Below are 15530 nucleotides of genomic sequence, written 5' to 3'. Positions count from 1 at the left end.
CTCCTCTGCTGTCAGGGGGTGGTCGGGGCGGGAGAGAGGTGCTCGTGCACGGCCACCCAGCGACCGTCGGGCCGGCGCCGGAAGACGATCGTCTCGCGCTCGTCGAGCGTCTCGTCGACCCCGCCCGCGCGGACGGCGGTCTCGACCCGGTGGGTGAAGACCGCCGTGTCGTCGCCCAGACCCTGCACGTGCTGGTCGGACGAACGACACGAGATGACATGGAAGCCCTCGCTCTCCCAGGACGTCCACAGGTCACGGTACGCCAGCCGCGAACGCAGGGGGGTGCCGTGGGTGTGGAAGAGGAACGTCGCCTCCGGGGCGAAGGCGTCGAAGTACGCCTCCGTGTCGTGCCGTCCGAAGGCCGCCACGAGCGCTCGCGCCGCCTCGAGCACGTCCCCCTCCAGGCTCACGGGTGCACCTCCGGCGCCGGGTCGGTGCGGGGGCTCATCGCCGACAGCATCTCGTAGGCGACGTGCGAGGCCGCGATGCCGGTCACCTCGGCGTGGTCGTAGACCGGTGCGACCTCGACGAGGTCGGCCCCCACGAGGTTGAGCTCGGAGAACCCGCGCAGCACCGCGAGCAGCTCGCGGCTCGTCAGCCCGCCGGCCTCCGGCGTGCCGGTGCCCGGCGCGAACGCGGGGTCGAGGACGTCGATGTCGACCGAGAGGTAGACCGGCCGGTCGCCGACGCGGTCCCTGATCCGCTCGACGACGCCCCGCACCCCGAGGTCGTCCATCTCGACGCTCGGCACGACCTGGAAGCCGAGGTCTCGGTCGTCGACGAGGTCCTGGCGCGAGTAGAGCGGTCCCCTCGTGCCGACGTGCAGGCAGCCGCTGCGGTCGACGAGCCCCTCCTCCGAGGCCCGGCGGAACGGGGTGCCGTGGGTGTATGCCGCGCCGAAGTAGGTGTCCCACGTGTCGAGGTGCGCGTCGAAGTGGACGACCGCCACCGGCCCGTGCTTGGCGGCGACCGCCCGCAGCAGGGGCAGGGCGATGGTGTGGTCGCCGCCGATGGTGACGAGCCGACCGGCACGCTCGAGCAGGTCCCGCGCGCCGGCCTCGACCTGGGCGATCGCCGCCTCGATGTCGAAGGAGTTCACGGGGATGTCGCCGGCGTCCACGACCTGCTGGCTCGCGAACGGCTCGACGTCGGCTGCCGGGTTGTAGGGCCGGAGCAGTCGCGAGGACTCACGCACGTGGGCCGGACCGAACCGGGCTCCGGGACGGTACGAGACGCCCGAGTCGAACGGCACCCCGACGACCGCCACGTCGACGTCGGAGACCTCGTCGATGCGGGGCAGCCGCGCGAAGGTCGCCGGACCGGCGAAGCGTGGGACGACGGTCGCGTCGACCTGCCCCACGCGTCCGCCGGTGGCGATCCGGGGCAGGTCGGATGCATCGGTCCGCACGCGCGGTGCTCCTTCGTCGCTCACGACCGCACCGCCGTGGTGCGCTTGTCGGCACGGTGCCCCGACGCCCGGTGGTCGTCCTCGACCGGCGGCCTCGGGACGTCCGAGCTGGGCACGCCACGCGGGCCGTCGGGCCCGAACACGTAGCGCGGCTCGGGGAAGACGTGGAGGAGCACGACGTAGGCGACGGCCGCCACGCCGATGGCGACGACGAGGCTGAGGTCGATCCCGCCGGCGACGTCGCGGAACGGCCCCTGGATGAGCGGCGGGTAGTTGGCGAAGAGCAGGCCGAGGACCGCAGCGGGGATCCAGGCCGCCATGCCCCGCCAGTTCACGCCGGCGTCGAACCAGTAGGCACCACCGAGCCGACCCTGGTTGAACACCTGCAGGTCCGTCTCGCTGTAGTGGCCGCGTCGGACGACGTAGCCGATCGTCATGATGACCATCCAGGGGGTCGTGCAGATGACGATCGCCCCGATGAAGGCGTTGACGCTCGCGATGAGGTCGAACGCCAGCCGTCCGACGAGGATGAAGACGAAGGCGAGGGCGCCGATGACGAGCGAGGCCTGCACGCGTGACAGGCGCGGGAAGACCGACGAGAAGTCGAGGCCGGTGCCGTAGAGCGAGGTGATGCCCGTCGACAGGCCACCGAGGAAGGCCACGACGATGAGCAGCGCGGCGTACCAGGCGGGTGAGAGGTTGATGAGCGCCACGACGTAGTCGGCGTCGCCCGCCACGAGCGTGGCCGTGACCACACCGAAGAGGAACGGCACGAGCGTCATGAGCTGCGCGGCGAACGTGGCGCCGAGGAGGCGGCCCGGCGACGTGCGCCGGGGGATGTAGCGGGACCAGTCGCCGAGGAACGCACCGAACGAGATCGGGTTGCCCATGACGATGAGCGCCGAGAGCACGAACGTCGGCCAGAAGGAGCCGAGGGCGTACGCCTGCGGCCCGGGGTCGTAGCCGAGGTCGACCTGGCCGGTGTAGGCGAGCGCCCCGAGCAGGATGAGCGCGGTGTTGCCGAAGACGACGACCTTGTTGACGAGCAGCATGAAGGCGTAGCCGTAGACCACGACGACGATGACGATGCCACCGAGGACCGCGTAGACGACGCCCCGCAGCAGGTCCGAGTCCCCGATCCCGGTGAGGCGCACGAGCGCCCCGACGACGGCGTCCCCGCTGACCCACACGGAGATGGAGTAGAACGCGATCGCGGTCAGCAGCGAGAGGAACGAGCCGACGACGCGTCCGCGGACCCCGAAGTGCGCACCGGAGCTCACGGCGTTGTTCGTCCCCGTCAGCGGGCCGAACAGGCCCATCGGCATGAGGAACAACGACCCGACGACGACGCCGACGACGGTCGCCGCGACGGCCTGCCAGAGCGAGAGCCCGAGCAGCACCGGGAAGGTGCCGAGGATGATCGTGGCGAAGGTGTTGGCACCGCCGAACTGGATCCTGAAGAGGTCGAGCGGGCGCGAGTGGCGGTGCTCGGCCGGGATGGTGTCGATGCCGTGCTGCTCCACCTCGGTGGCGCGGGGGCGGACGGCGGGCGACGCGCCGCCGGGTGCGGGGTCGTGCTGCAGGTCGCTCATGAGGTCTTCCTCTCCCGAGGCGCGTCGGTGCGCCGTGAACGGGCTCGAGGCTAGCGATGATGTTGCATGAGATGCAATAGTTGTTGCCCATGAGGATCACTCGCATCGTCGACCTGTCGGTCCCCGTCGGGCCGGGCACCGTGGTCTACCCCGGGGACCCCGAGCCCCGCCTCGACCCGCACTCGACCATCGAGCGGGACGGTTTCAACCTGCTCTCCGTGACGATGGGCTCGCAGACCGGCACCCACGTCGACGCGCCCTACCACTTCGACGGGGCCACGCCGCGCATCGACGAGCTGCCCCTCGAGCGCTTCTTCGGTCCGGCGGTGGTCGTCGACGCCACCGACCTCGGTCCGCGCGGGCGCATCTCGTGGGAGCGGCACGTCGAGCCCGTCGCGGCGCGCCTGCGGCCGGGGACGATCGTCCTGCTGCGCACCGGCTGGTCCGCCCACTACGGCACCCCGGCCTACTTCGAGCACCCCTTCCTCGACGCCGACGCCGCGCGCCGCATCCTCGACACCGGGGTGCGGGCCCTCTGCATCGACGCCATCAACCTCGACGAGACCCCGGACGACGACCACCCCGGGGAGGGCTTCCCGGTGCACCACCTCGTCGCGCGGGCCGGCGGTGTCATCGGCGAGAACTTCCGCAACCTCGCGTCGGTCGACTGGCCCGACCCGGTGGTGTCGTGCTTCCCGATCGCGCTCGAGGCGGCCGACGGCGCCCCCGTGCGCGCGGTGGCGATGCAGCTCGAGCCCTCGGCGGAGAACTAGTCTGGGGCGCGATCCCCACCCGACCGAGCCCGAGAGGAGCGCGATGCGACCGCTACCCGTCTCGCCGAGCACCGAGGGCGCACGGCTCGGCGCCCGCCTGCGCGCGGCCCGCAAGGCCCACGGCTACACCCTCGAGCAGCTCGCGACCGCGGCCGGCCTGACCAAGGGCTTCCTCAGCCGGGTCGAGCGGGACGAGACCTCGCTCAGCGTCGCCTCGCTCGTCACGCTGTGCGAGGTGATCAGCATCAACCCGGGCTCGCTCTTCAGCGCGCCCGACGTCGAGCTCGTCCGCGGCGACTCCGCCCCGGCCATCAACCTCGGCGGCACCGGCGTCCGCGAACGCCTGATGACCCCTCGGGGCCAGCCTCGGGTGCAGGTCATCCACACGAGCGCCGAGCCCGGCGCCACCGGCGGACCGGAGCTCTACACGATCAACTGCGAGATCGAGATCGCCTACGTCCTCACGGGCACCATCGACGTCGTGTTCGCCGACCGGCGCGAGCGGCTCGCCGCCGGTGACGCACTCACCCTGCGCGGGACCGAGCCGCACACGTGGGAGAACCCCAGCGCGTCGCAGGGCGCGGAGATCGTCTGGGTGCTGACCCCGGCGCCGTGGAGCGGCAGCGCCTGAGGCGCCCCGAGCGGGGCCGGCCCGCACCGCCTCGCGCGGAGACGCCGCAGGTCAGGCGCCCGGTGGGCACCTGACCTGCGGCGATCCGTCTGCGGGCGCGACGTCAGTCGAGGTAGTCGCGCAGCACCTGGCTACGGCTCGGGTGACGCAGCTTGCTCATCGTCTTGCTCTCGATCTGGCGGATGCGCTCGCGCGTCACCCCGTAGACCTTGCCGATCTCGTCGAGGGTCTTCGGCTGGCCGTCGGTCAGGCCGAAGCGCATCGAGACGACGCCGGCCTCCCGCTCGGAGAGCGTGTCGAGCACCGAGTGCAGCTGCTCCTGCAGGAGCGTGAAGCTCACGGCGTCGGCCGGGACGACCGCCTCGGAGTCCTCGATGAGGTCACCGAACTCGCTGTCGCCGTCCTCGCCGAGCGGGGTGTGCAGCGAGATCGGCTCGCGGCCGTACTTCTGCACCTCGACGACCTTCTCGGGCGTCATGTCGAGCTCCTTGGCGAGCTCCTCCGGGGTGGGCTCGCGGCCCAGGTCCTGGAGCATCTGGCGCTGCACGCGGGCGAGCTTGTTGATGACCTCGACCATGTGCACCGGGATGCGGATGGTGCGTGCCTGGTCGGCCATGGCACGCGTGATGGCCTGGCGGATCCACCACGTCGCGTAGGTCGAGAACTTGTAGCCCTTGGTGTAGTCGAACTTCTCGACCGCACGGATCAGGCCGAGGTTGCCCTCCTGGATGAGGTCGAGGAAGAGCATGCCGCGACCCGTGTAGCGCTTGGCGAGCGAGACGACGAGACGCAGGTTGGCCTCGAGCAGGTGGTTCTTCGCCTTCTTGCCGTCCTGGGCGATCCACCACAGCTCGCGCTTCAGCTTCATCTCGATCTTGTCGCCCGAGTTGAGCTTCTCCTCGGCGAACAGGCCGGCCTCGATGCGCTTGGCGAGCTCGACCTCCTGCTCGGCATTGAGGAGGGCGACCTTGCCGATCTGCTTGAGGTAGTCCTTGACGGGGTCGGCGGTCGCGCCGGCCGTGACGACCTGCTGGGCCGGGGCGTCGTCCTCGTCGTCGTCGCGGATGACGAAGCCGGACTCCTCCGTCTCCTCGGTCTTGCCCGCGGCGGCCGGGCGGGCCTCGCCCTCCTCGGCGTCCTCGTCGACGTCCACCGGCTCGACGACGACCTCCTCGAGCTCGCCCTCGGGGGCGTCCTCGGGCTCGACGTCGCCGGGCTCGTCGGCACCGTCGGCACCGTCGGCACCGTCGACCGCCGCGGCGGCGCTCTTGGCCGTCTTCTTCGCCGCCGTCTTGGCGGCGGCGGCCTTCTTGGTGGCCGGCTTCGCGGCGGCCTTGGCGACACCGGCGTTCGTCGTCGCCTTCTTCACGGCAGCCCGCGCGGCGGGCTTCTCCGCGGCAGCGTCGTCGGCAGCTGCGGGCGCGGCCTTCTTCGCGGCGCTCTTCGTGGCTGCGGTCGTCGTCCGCGACGCGGCCTTCGTCGCCGCGGCGGTCGTCTTGCGTGCGGTGGCCACACTGCCTCCCTTGGTCCCTGTGCGGGTCTTCTTCGTGCTCGAGTGCGGAGCGTCGACGACGATCTCGATGTCGTGCGCCTCGAGCGTCGTGAGGACCGGCTTCATCTGCTTGAGGTCGAGGTCGGCCTCGGCCTGGGCCCGCGCGATCTCCGTGCCGGTGATGCTGCCGTCGGTGCTGCCCTTCACGAGGAGCTGCATGATCGCCTCGTGCTGGAACACCTTAGGCAGGGTCTTGGGGGTTCCAGCGGTTGTTGCCTTGGGCACGGATGCAGTCGCCTTTCGTCGCGGGTCTCGTCGGACGGTCGCCCGAGTCCGGGCATGCGACATCACAACGAGCGAGAATGGGGGGTGGTGCCGGCAGCGTGGTCTGTTGGAGTCGATCCCTGAATCGAGCTCTCGGTGCGCCTGGTGCGATCCGGTACACGGACATTATAAAACGCCGCACGGCCTCCGAGCGAACGGATGCCGAAACGCGCGCGGCGCGTCAGCACCGCAGACCCCCGGCCGCCTCCCCGTCGGACCCGGTGCGGTTGGGTGCGAGTGGGTACGCTCCGGGCCCGCGAGGCACGGCCCGGACCGTCGCCGGATCAGTCTCCCTTGACGGCGAGCACCGGGCAGCTCGCGTCGAGCAGGATGCGCTGCGCGTTCGAGCCGAGGATGAGCTTGCCGACGGGGCTGCGGCGGCGCAGGCCGATGACGATGAAGTCGGCCTTCTCCTCCTCGGCCACGCTGATGAGGTCCTCGGCGGGGTCGTTGCCGCGGACGAGCTGGCGCACCTCGTGCTCCAGGCCCTTCTCCTCCAGCAGCGTCTGCACGCGCGTCAGCTCGGTCTCGAACCGGTGGGCCTCGTTGGCGTCGAAGTCCTTGCCGCCCCGGTGGGAGCTGATCACGACGAGCTTGCTCCCGCGCAGGACGCATTCCTCCGCTGCTCTCTTGAGCGCCGCACGACCTTCTTTGGTGGCGACATAACCAACGACAATGGCCACTTTCCCGGACCTCCTTGGGACGGAAACACCCAGCTGGTCGAACCGTACCCGAAAACCCGGGCGTGGGAGGGGCGCCCGGCGACGGCCTCCGGACGGCCTCAGCCGCGCGAGAGCGCCTCGCGCAGGATGCGCCCGACCTGCTCCTCCTCGATGAGGAAGCCGTCGTGACCGAAGGCCGAGGTGATGTGCGCGCGGGTGGAACGCGGCAGCGCTGCGTGCAGCTGGTCGGAGAGCCGCGGGGGGTAGAGCCGGTCGGTGTCGACGGAGACGACCGTGCAGTCGGCGACGACGCGCGCGAGCGCCGCCTCGAGGCCGCCGCGGTCACGCCCGACGTCGTGGGAGTTCATCGCCTCGGTGAGCACGACGTAGGAGTTGGCGTCGAAGCGGCGCGAGAGCTTGCCCGCGTGGTGGTCGAGGTAGGACTCGACGGCGAAGCGACCGCGCTCCCCCGCCCGCAGGGGGTCCTCGCCGAGCTGCGGGCGGCGGCCGAAGCGGTCGTCGAGCTCGAGCTCGGTGCGGTAGGTGACGTGCGCGATGCGGCGGGCGAGGCCGAGCCCGGTGACCGGGCGGCGGTCGGTGTCGTAGTAGTCGCCGCCGGCGAAGTCGGGGTCGCTCCGGATCGCGAGCAGCTGGGGCTGGCACCAGGCGATCTGGTCGGCCGTGGCGTAGGGCGTCGACGCGAGCACGACGCACCGGTCGACGTCGTCGGGGTGCGTGACCGCCCACTCGAGGGCGCGCATGCCGCCCATCGACCCGCCGACCACGGCGGCCAGCCGGGCGATGCCGAGGCGGTCGAGCAGGGCGCGCTCGACCGCGACCTGGTCGCGCACGGTGACGTAGGGGAACCGGCTGCCCCACGGTCGGCCGTCCGGGGCCTCGCTCGCGGGACCCGTGCTGCCCTGGCACCCGCCGAGCACGTTCGCCGCGACGACGAACCACTCGTCCGGGTCGACCGGCTGACCCGCGCCGATGAGGGCGTTCCACCAGCCCGGCGAGGCGTGGCCGTCGCCGGCCTCACCGACCACGTGGCTGTCACCCGTCAGTGCGTGCTCGACGAGGATGACGTTGTCGCCGGCCTCGTTGAGCCGCCCCCACGTCTCGTAGGCGATGCGCACGTCGGGCAGCACGCCTCCGCGCTCGAGCTCGACCTCGCCGAGCTCGACGAAGTGGCGCCGCCCGACGGGGTCGCCGACGCGCCAGGCGCCGTCCTGGGCCGCCCCGGGCCCGTGGCCGACGGGCGACGGCGGCGCGAGCGGCACGGAAGACACGGCGGGAGCCGGGGCTGCGCCGTCGCCCGGCGCCCGGCCCGAGCGTGCGGCCGGCGTCGGGCGCCGGGTCGTGTGCTGCCGGTGGGTGACGGTCATCGGGGTTGCTCCTGCTCGCTCGCGCTTGCACGCATCCGGGGACGGGTGCGGCCGGGTCCTCACCCGGGGCACCCCACCGCGAGGGAGGGTTGCCGACCAGCGAGCCGGGGCTTGTCACTGGTACTCATGACCTGCCCACGATCCTACGGGAGCCAGGCCCGTTGGCCGAGGCTCCGGTCCACGTCGTGGACGCCGGGTCCCGCGGGCGCCTCACGTGCAGCGGTGCGGCCGCAGGCCGCGGTCGAGCGCGTCCCGCAGCAGACCGGCCAGCACGTGGCCGGGCTCCAGCTCGAGCGCGCGGTCGACCGCGACCCGGGCCCGGGCCCCGTCGCCGCACCACCACGCCACCGCGCCGACGAGGGACAGCAGCGGTGCCGCGTGGACGGCCGGCGTGAGCCGGCACACCTGCTCGAGCCGCGCCTGCACCACGTGGGGCAGCGTCGCCTCCTCCCACGCCTCCCAGTCGTCCCCGGCGAGGTCGTCGAGGAGGCCGAGGTCGTCGGGGTCGTCGGCGTCGGGGTCGTCGGCGTCGGGGTCAGCGGCGTCGTCCAGGTCGTCCAGGTCGTCCAGCTCGTCCAGCTCGTCGAGATCGCTGCACTCGTCGAGGTCGTCCAGCTCGCCGAGGTGAGCCAGGTCGTCGCCGTCACCCCCGTCGTCACGCCCGTCGTCACCCCCCGACTCGCCGGGCTCGTCGGCCACACCGGCGCCACCGGCGACTCCGGGACCGCCGGCACTGCCGTCCGCGCGCCGCGCCGGACCCGAGAGGTCGACGACGTCACCGAGCAGCCGGTCCTGCGGGGACGCCGCCCCGCGCAGGCGCAGGCCCGGTCCGAGGAACAGCTCGAGGGCCGGCGCGAGCACGTCCGGCGGTGGCCCGAAGACGCTCGAGCCCGGGCAGAGCCAGGCGATGACCGCGTCGCGCACGAAGGCGTCGCGCAGGGGCCCCACGAGCGCCGGCAGCCAGTGCTCGATGCCGTAGCCGACGATGTCGCCCCGCAGCACGCCACCCCACGCCACGAGCGCGTCGTCGACGAGGAACTCGAGGGGCGTGAGGTCGTCGTCCAGCACCCCGAACCGGCTTCCCTCCCGGACCGCACCGGCGGCCCGGACCGGCTCGGGCCCCCGACCGCTCCCCCGCGCGCCACCCGGCCTGCCGGACTTCGGCCGCCCGGGCCTCCCCGATCGCCCGGGCCTCCCGCGCCGCGACCACCCACCCGCGTTCGCGTAGCGGCGCTGCCAGTCCTCGACGGCCCGGCGCGCGAGGTCGTGCCGCGGGGCGTCGCGCGCGAGGGGCTCGACGAGCCGGGCGAGCTCGCTGCGGTCCGGGAGCACGGCGTGCCCCAGCGCGACGTAGCTCGCGACGGCCGGCACGTCGACGAGCTCGGGCACCGGCCACCCCTGCTCGGGGCACCGTGCGGAGTGCAGGTCCCACCACCGTCCGTCGCGGACGACGAGGCGCTCGCGCAGGCCCACGTCGTGGGCGTCCAGCCCGTCGGCCAGGGCGCCGAGCAACGGCAGCGCCTCGTCGCGGTCGTCCTCGAAGGCCACGAGCGCGACCGCGGTGGGAGCCTCGGCCAAGAGCGTCGGCAGCAGCCGCGCCGTCGCCAGGGGCGCCAGCTCCGGCCCGACGAGGTCGAGCCGGGCGACGAGGCCGAGCCGGGCCCCGCGGAAGCAGGCGACCACGACGCTCCGGATCGGCTGGAACCCGAGGTGGTAGGGAAGGATGGTCAGCAGCTCGGCCGGCCCGGCCAGGGAGATCTTGGGCATGCGACGAGCCTCGCCACGTCGTCGCCCCGGCGACAGACCCCGTCCCCCACCTGTGGACGACCGGGGGCCGGCCCGCGGGGGGTGTGGATTCAGCGCTCGAGGCGCCTGCGCACCGTCTCCATGGCGTAGTCGGTAGCAGCCCGGCGCATCCCCTCTGGAAGCCGTGCAAGCCCGGCGCCGCCGTGCGCCCACGGGCCACGGCCCACGTCGGGCGAGCCGGGGCCGGCCGGCGAAGCGGAGCCGCCGGGCGAGCCCGCCCACAGTCCCTGGCCGCGCTCCCACGCGAGGTAGCGGTCGGTCTCCTCGACGAAGGCCCGCACGGCCCACGCCACGACCACCGCGTCGTCGGCCGCGCCGACGACCGGCAGCACGGCCTCGGGCACGAGGTCGACGGGTGAGGCGACGTAGGCCACCGCAGCGGCGACGAGCCCGAGTCGCCGGAGGGTGGTGCCGGCATACGCCCCGCTGCGGGTGGCGCGCACGAGCCGGGGCACCGCCTGCACCCGTTCCGAGAGGGCGGGCGCGCCGGGCCGGCTGGACGCGCGCACGACGGACGCGACGGTCGCCGCGAGCTTGAGCCGCGAGGCGGTCTTCACGGCGACCCGGTCAGCGCTCGCTCGGCGCGAGGGGCGGGAACTCCTTCGCGGCCTGCCGCCCGATGCGGCTCAGCATGTAGACGTCGACGCCGGCCCCGATGACCCCACCGACGACCGGCACGGCGCGGCCGAGGCGCGAGAAGGCGCTCTGGCCGACGCGCCCCACGAGCCGGAACGCGACCGCCTTGTTGAGGACCATGAGCGCGGAAGCCGGCAGCCGGTCGGTCGCGAGCGACGAGAGCTTGCCGCCGGGGGTCTTGAGGCCGGCCTTCCTCAGCAGGTCGTCGCTGTCGGCGCCGACGAGCGTGAGCAGCACCGCGGAGCGCACCTCGGGCTTGTCGACGTCGTAGCCGCGCACCGCGGCGGTCGCTGCGGTGAGGCGCGTGGCGAGCAGGTAGAACTCGATCACGTTCGCGGGCAGCGAGACCGGCATGGTGAAGAACCCACCGAGGCCGGTCGCGAAGCCGCCGACGGCTCCGAGCTGGCGGTGGTCGCGTGCCAGCACGCGCAGGGCCTGCTCGTCGTCGCCCCGGGCGTGCTTGAGCGCGCCGGCTGCGACGGTGCGGGCCGAGTCGAACGGGCCCAGGCCGTCGATGCCGACGGCCATGAGGCGCTCGATGAAGCGGGTCGCCGCGGCGTTGAGCCCGCCCTCGGGCTGCCCTGCGCCCCGCGTCGTCACGTCCGCGTTCCTGCCCTTGCCTGCCATGTCCACTCCAGAAGCTCGATCGAAGACGTCGCCCTGCACCTACCCGGCCCGTGCGGCCGTCGGACGCCACCGTATGCCGGGGCGTGACCCGCCGCGCGCACCGCCCCGGGCGCGCGGTCGGTCGCGTCTCGTAGGGTCGCCCCATGCCCCCGACCGAGCCCCCTGGACGCATCCTCGACGTGCCGCTGGCCGAGCTGCACCGCGACCGCACGTCGGTGAAGTGGCGGGTGCACGGCGACGGCGTCATCCCGATGTGGATCGCGGAGATGGACTGCTCCCCCTGCCCCGCCGTCGTCGAGGCCGTCACGGCGGCCGTGACCCGGGGCGACACCGGCTACGCGATGACGCAGGAGTATGCCGACGCCTTCGCCGGCTTCGCCGCGGACGAGTGGGACTGGACGTTCGACGCCGCGGCGACGACACGCGTGGCCGACGTGCTCACGGGCGTCACCCACCTGCTGCGACTCCTCACCGACGCCGGGGGTCCCGTCGTCGTGAGCCCGCCGGTCTACAACGCCTTCTACGAGGTGATCGAGGCGAGCGACCGGACGGTCGTCGAGGCGCCGCTCGGCGCAGACCTCCGCCTCGACCTCGACGTCCTCGCCGACACCTTCGCCCGCGTCACGCACGGAGGGGTGCGGGCGGCATACCTGCTCGCGAACCCGCACAACCCGACGGGCACGGTGCACACCCCGGCCGAGCTGCAGGCGCTGGCTGCGCTCGCCGACGAGCACGGCGTGCGCGTCGTCGCCGACGAGATCCACGGCGCGCTCGTCATGCCGACGAGCACGTTCACGCCCTACCTGACGGTCCCCGGCACCGAGCGGGGCGTCGCGGTCACGTCGGCCTCCAAGGCGTGGAACCTCGCGGGGCTCAAGGCCGCGATCATCGTCCCGGGCGCCGACGCCGTCGACGACGTGCGCCGGCTGCACGAGTTCGTGACCTTCGGGGCCAGCCAGCTCGGGGTCATCGCCCAGACCGCCGCCTTCCGCGACGGGCGCGCCTGGCTCCACCGCCTCGTCGGCGAGCTCGACGAGAACCGCACGCTGCTCGCCGAGCTCGTGGCCGCTCACCTGCCGGCCGCGCGGCTCGTCGTGCCCGAGGCGACCTACCTCGCATGGGTCGACCTCCGCGGGCTGGGGCTCGGGCCCGACCCGGCCGGCGAGCTCACCCGCCGCGCCGGCGTGGCGCTCTCCGCCGGCCCGATCTTCGGCGCGGGCGGCAACGGCTTCGCGCGGCTCAACTTCGCCACGTCACCCGAGATCCTCCGGACCGCGATCGAACGCATCGCGAGATCCCTTGAGTGACAAGACCGCCGGGCCGCCGTTCGTCGCGCTCGTGGTCGGACCCGCGGGGGCGTATGCCGTCGGTGCCGACGTCGACGAGGCGTGGCCGCTCGCCGACGTCGTGCGGCGTCTCGTCGACACGAGCGAGCGGCTCCAGCCGCGCTGGGTCGTCTGGTCGGCGGCCTCGACGTTGCGCGACGTCGTCGCGGCGCGGGTGCCCGTCTCACGCACCTGGGACCTCGCCGAGGCCCACCGCATCGTGCACGGCGGCTGGTGGGCGACGCCGGGTCACGTCGTCGCCGGGTGCCGCGGCCTCGACGAGGCGGCGGTGCCGGCGCCCCGGACCCCTCGCCTGCACGGCTTCGACGGCGACCTCTTCGACGTCGCCGCCGGCGACGACGCGGCGCTGCTCACCCCAGAGGGGCACCTGCGCGCCGACGCCCTCGCCTGGGCGACCGACGACGACCGCCTCCGCCGACTGGCCGTGCTCGCGCTCGAGTGCCGCGACGCGCAGGGCGCCGCGCTCGACCGCCTCGGTGGCGCGCACGTCGCCCGGCTCGAGCGCACCGTCTGGTCGGAGTCCGCCGCCGCGGTGCTGTGCCTCGAGCTCGAGCGCGACGGGCTGCCGGTCGACCGGCCCGCCGCCGAGGACCTCATCAGCGGGTCGGCGGGCCCGCGCCCGAGCGACGAGGCCGACGCGGCCCGCATCCGCGGCGAGCGCGACGCTGCCGTGCTGCGGCACGCCCCGGGGCGCGAGCGGACCGACCTGCGCAACCCGGGTCAGGTGCGCGAGCTGCTGCAGTCGGTCGGCGTCGACGTGCCGAACACCCGGGCCTGGGTGCTCGAGCCCTACCGGCACACCCACCCGCTCGTCGACGCCCTCCTCGGCTGGCGCAAGGACGAGCGCATCGCGACGACGTACGGCTACCGGTGGCTCGACGAGCACGTCGGGCCCGACGACCGGCTGCGCGGCGCCTGGACGGCCTGCGACGGGGCGGCCGGCCGGATGACCGCCCAGAACGGCCTCCACAACCTCCCCACTCCCCTGCGCCCCGCCGTTTGCGCGGCCGCCGGGCACGTCTTCGTGCGCGCCGACCTCGGGCAGATCGAGCCGCGCGTGCTCGCCGTCGTGAGCGGCGACCGGGCCTTCACGGAGGCCACGCGCGCCGACGACCTCTACGCACCCGTGGCGGCCAAGCTCGGGGCCGACCGGCCGCGAGCCAAGGTCGCGGTGCTCGCCGCGATGTACGGCCAGCGGTCCGGCGCGGCCGGCGAGGCCCTCAAGGACCTCGAGCGGGCCTACCCCGTGGCCATGGGCCTGCTCGACCGGGCGTACGCCGACGGCGTGGCCCGCCGCCCGGTGCGCACCTGGGGCGGGCGGCTCATCCGTTTCGGCGGGGTGCCGGCCGCGGCCCTCGAGCCCGGCGCGCCCGAGCCGTCCGGCAGCGCCGAGTTCTCGGCCACCGGCGCCGACGGCGCGCGGGGTCGCTACGCGCGCAACGCGATCATCCAGGGGTCGGCCGCCGAGCTGTTCAAGGCCTGGGCCGCGACGGTGCGCCACGCGGTGCGCCCCCTCGGCGGCCAGATCGTGCTCTGCCTGCACGACGAGCTGCTCGTGCACGTGCCGGAGGAGGCCGCCGCCCAGGCAGCCGCGGCGGTGGAGCACAGCCTGACGGCCGCCGCCCGCACGTGGGCGGGGACGGCCGAGGTGCGCTTCGTGGCCGACACGTCGGTCATCCGCCGCTGGAGCGAGGCCAAGCCCTGACCTCCTCGGCCCCTCAACCGTCGAGAGGCCAGTTTTCGCGAGTCCCGGCATGTCGAGAGGCCAGTGTTCACGGGGGCGCACCCGCACACACTGGCCTCTCGATGTCGGCGAGGCCACGAACTCTGGCCTCTCGACGGTTAGTGCTCGTCGTCGTCGGTGACGTCCTTGAGGAAGGCCTCGAACTCAGCGCCGATCTCGTCGGCGGTCGGCAGGTCCGAGAGGTCGGTGGCGAGCAGGCTGCGCTGCTTGCGGCCCTCGAGGAAGGTGTCGTACTGCTGCTCGAGAGCCCGCACCACGGCGGTGATCTCGTCGGACTCCTCCATCTGGCGGGCGATCTCGGCGCGGTTGAGACCGGCCGTCGCGGCGAGGTCGCGCAGGTCGAGGTCGAGCCCGGTGGCGGCGCGCACCCGCTCGAGGCCGATCACGGCGGCGTCGGCGAACTCGCTCTGACCGAGGTAGTGCGGCACGTGCACGGCGAAGCCGATGGCGTCGCGGCCGGCCTCGCCGAGCCGCAGCTCGAGCAGCGAGGAGAAGCTCGCGGGCACCTGCACCGTGCCGAAGGCCGGCTCGTTGCCGGAGACGAGGCTCGGGTTCGTGCCGTGGGCCGTGACGCCGAGGGGGCGGGTGTGCGGCACGGCCATCGGGATGCCGTGCACGCTGACGGTCAGGTCGACGCCGAAGGCCTTGACGAGGGTCGTCGTCGCCTCGACCATCCGGTTCCACTGGTAGTCGGGTTCGGGCCCGACGAGGAGCAGGAAGGGCACACCCTCCTGGTCGACGACGCGGTGGAGCAGCAGGCTCGGGTCGTCGTAGCTGCTCCAGTGGTCGCGGTCGAAGACCATGACGGGGCGCCGGCCGCGGTAGTCGAGCAGCTGGTCGACGTCGAAGGAGGCGATGACGCGCGACTCGTGGGTCGCGAGGAGGTGGTCGGCCATGAGTCGCTGGGTGTGGCCGGCGTCGATGAATCCGCCGAGGGCGACGACGAGCACCGATGCCTGCAGCTCCTGGAGCTGGCTGGGTGAGGTGTCGCTCTCGAACTGGAAGAGCTCGGTCGGGTCCTGCACGGGTCTGGCCTTTCGTTCGCCGGGGTCGAAGGGTGCAACGCCCCGTCCCTGCCCATGATTCCCCACCGGGGGCATCCCT

General features: G+C 73.5%; 14 protein-coding genes and 1 riboswitch. Of the genes, 4 read left to right on the top strand and 10 right to left on the bottom strand.

Annotated elements, in window-relative coordinates; genetic code table 11:
* Nucleotides 1-11 precede the first annotated feature (11 nt).
* Genes ABT295_RS20455 through ABT295_RS20445 form a run of 3 tightly spaced genes read right to left on the bottom strand, consistent with a single transcriptional unit; the run spans nucleotide 12 to nucleotide 3000 of the window.
* Nucleotides 12-410 carry a YybH family protein gene (locus tag ABT295_RS20455; protein ID WP_352396243.1) on the bottom strand — a complete coding sequence of 133 codons (399 nt, stop codon included), beginning with the start codon at nucleotides 408-410 and terminating at the stop codon, nucleotides 12-14.
* Nucleotides 407-1408, bottom strand: coding sequence for an agmatinase (gene speB, locus ABT295_RS20450; RefSeq protein ID WP_352396242.1), 1002 nt, complete (start codon nucleotides 1406-1408; stop codon nucleotides 407-409). The genes ABT295_RS20455 and speB overlap by 4 nt, the downstream gene beginning before the upstream one ends.
* Nucleotides 1409-1428: 20 nt before the next feature.
* Nucleotides 1429-3000: a purine-cytosine permease family protein gene (locus ABT295_RS20445; RefSeq protein ID WP_352396241.1), complete on the bottom strand. Its 1572-nt coding sequence runs from the start codon at nucleotides 2998-3000 to the stop codon at nucleotides 1429-1431.
* An 89-nt stretch (nucleotides 3001-3089) separates the two neighbouring features.
* Here ABT295_RS20445 and ABT295_RS20440 point away from each other — a divergent pair, with 89 nt between their 5' ends.
* Both ABT295_RS20440 and ABT295_RS20435 read left to right on the top strand, forming a co-directional pair.
* Nucleotides 3090-3773: a cyclase family protein gene (locus tag ABT295_RS20440; RefSeq protein ID WP_352396240.1), complete on the top strand. Its 684-nt coding sequence runs from the start codon at nucleotides 3090-3092 to the stop codon at nucleotides 3771-3773.
* 43 nt (nucleotides 3774-3816) lie between these two features.
* Nucleotides 3817-4404, top strand: coding sequence for a helix-turn-helix domain-containing protein (locus ABT295_RS20435; RefSeq protein WP_352396239.1), 588 nt, complete (start codon nucleotides 3817-3819; stop codon nucleotides 4402-4404).
* Nucleotides 4405-4507: 103 nt separating this feature from the next.
* Here ABT295_RS20435 and ABT295_RS20430 read toward each other — a convergent pair whose 3' ends face one another.
* The 6 genes from ABT295_RS20430 to ABT295_RS20405 all read right to left on the bottom strand — a co-directional run bounded on the left by ABT295_RS20430 (nucleotide 4508) and on the right by ABT295_RS20405 (nucleotide 11309).
* On the bottom strand, nucleotides 4508-6136 hold the full coding sequence (locus tag ABT295_RS20430; RefSeq protein ID WP_502991238.1) for an RNA polymerase sigma factor: 1629 nt from the start codon (nucleotides 6134-6136) through the stop codon (nucleotides 4508-4510).
* Between the two features lie 368 nt (nucleotides 6137-6504).
* On the bottom strand, nucleotides 6505-6903 hold the full coding sequence (locus ABT295_RS20425; RefSeq protein ID WP_352396238.1) for a universal stress protein: 399 nt from the start codon (nucleotides 6901-6903) through the stop codon (nucleotides 6505-6507).
* Nucleotides 6904-7001: 98 nt separating this feature from the next.
* Nucleotides 7002-8267 (bottom strand): homoserine O-acetyltransferase MetX, encoded by a 1266-nt coding sequence (metX, locus tag ABT295_RS20420; RefSeq protein WP_352396237.1) that lies wholly within the window; start codon nucleotides 8265-8267, stop codon nucleotides 7002-7004.
* A gap of 16 nt (nucleotides 8268-8283) precedes the next feature.
* Nucleotides 8284-8399, bottom strand: a riboswitch (SAM riboswitch).
* 78 nt (nucleotides 8400-8477) lie between these two features.
* The gene (locus ABT295_RS20415; protein ID WP_352396236.1) at nucleotides 8478-10034 is read right to left on the bottom strand and encodes a DUF4192 family protein; all 1557 of its coding nucleotides are present in this window, start codon (nucleotides 10032-10034) and stop codon (nucleotides 8478-8480) included.
* An 89-nt stretch (nucleotides 10035-10123) separates the two neighbouring features.
* Nucleotides 10124-10630: a DUF1232 domain-containing protein gene (locus ABT295_RS20410; protein ID WP_352396235.1), complete on the bottom strand. Its 507-nt coding sequence runs from the start codon at nucleotides 10628-10630 to the stop codon at nucleotides 10124-10126.
* Between the two features lie 10 nt (nucleotides 10631-10640).
* On the bottom strand, nucleotides 10641-11309 hold the full coding sequence (locus ABT295_RS20405) for an EcsC family protein (RefSeq protein WP_352396234.1): 669 nt from the start codon (nucleotides 11307-11309) through the stop codon (nucleotides 10641-10643).
* A 170-nt stretch (nucleotides 11310-11479) separates the two neighbouring features.
* On the opposite strand from ABT295_RS20405, the gene ABT295_RS20400 reads away from it, so the two are divergent.
* Both ABT295_RS20400 and ABT295_RS20395 read left to right on the top strand, forming a co-directional pair.
* The gene (locus tag ABT295_RS20400; RefSeq protein ID WP_352396233.1) at nucleotides 11480-12643 is read left to right on the top strand and encodes a MalY/PatB family protein; all 1164 of its coding nucleotides are present in this window, start codon (nucleotides 11480-11482) and stop codon (nucleotides 12641-12643) included.
* Nucleotides 12636-14387, top strand: coding sequence for a DNA polymerase (locus tag ABT295_RS20395; protein ID WP_352396232.1), 1752 nt, complete (start codon nucleotides 12636-12638; stop codon nucleotides 14385-14387). Before ABT295_RS20400 ends, ABT295_RS20395 begins: the two co-directional genes overlap by 8 nt.
* A gap of 137 nt (nucleotides 14388-14524) precedes the next feature.
* Here the strand turns inward: ABT295_RS20395 and ABT295_RS20390 are convergent, their stop codons facing one another.
* Nucleotides 14525-15451: a PAC2 family protein gene (locus ABT295_RS20390; RefSeq protein WP_352396231.1), complete on the bottom strand. Its 927-nt coding sequence runs from the start codon at nucleotides 15449-15451 to the stop codon at nucleotides 14525-14527.
* Nucleotides 15452-15530 lie beyond the last annotated feature (79 nt).

It is taken from the genome of Terrabacter sp. NPDC000476, assembly GCF_040300125.1.
Lineage (GTDB): Bacteria > Actinomycetota > Actinomycetes > Actinomycetales > Dermatophilaceae > Terrabacter.
Note: the sequence above shows the minus strand (reverse complement) of the source record. Positions and strands in the feature narration are given on the sequence as shown.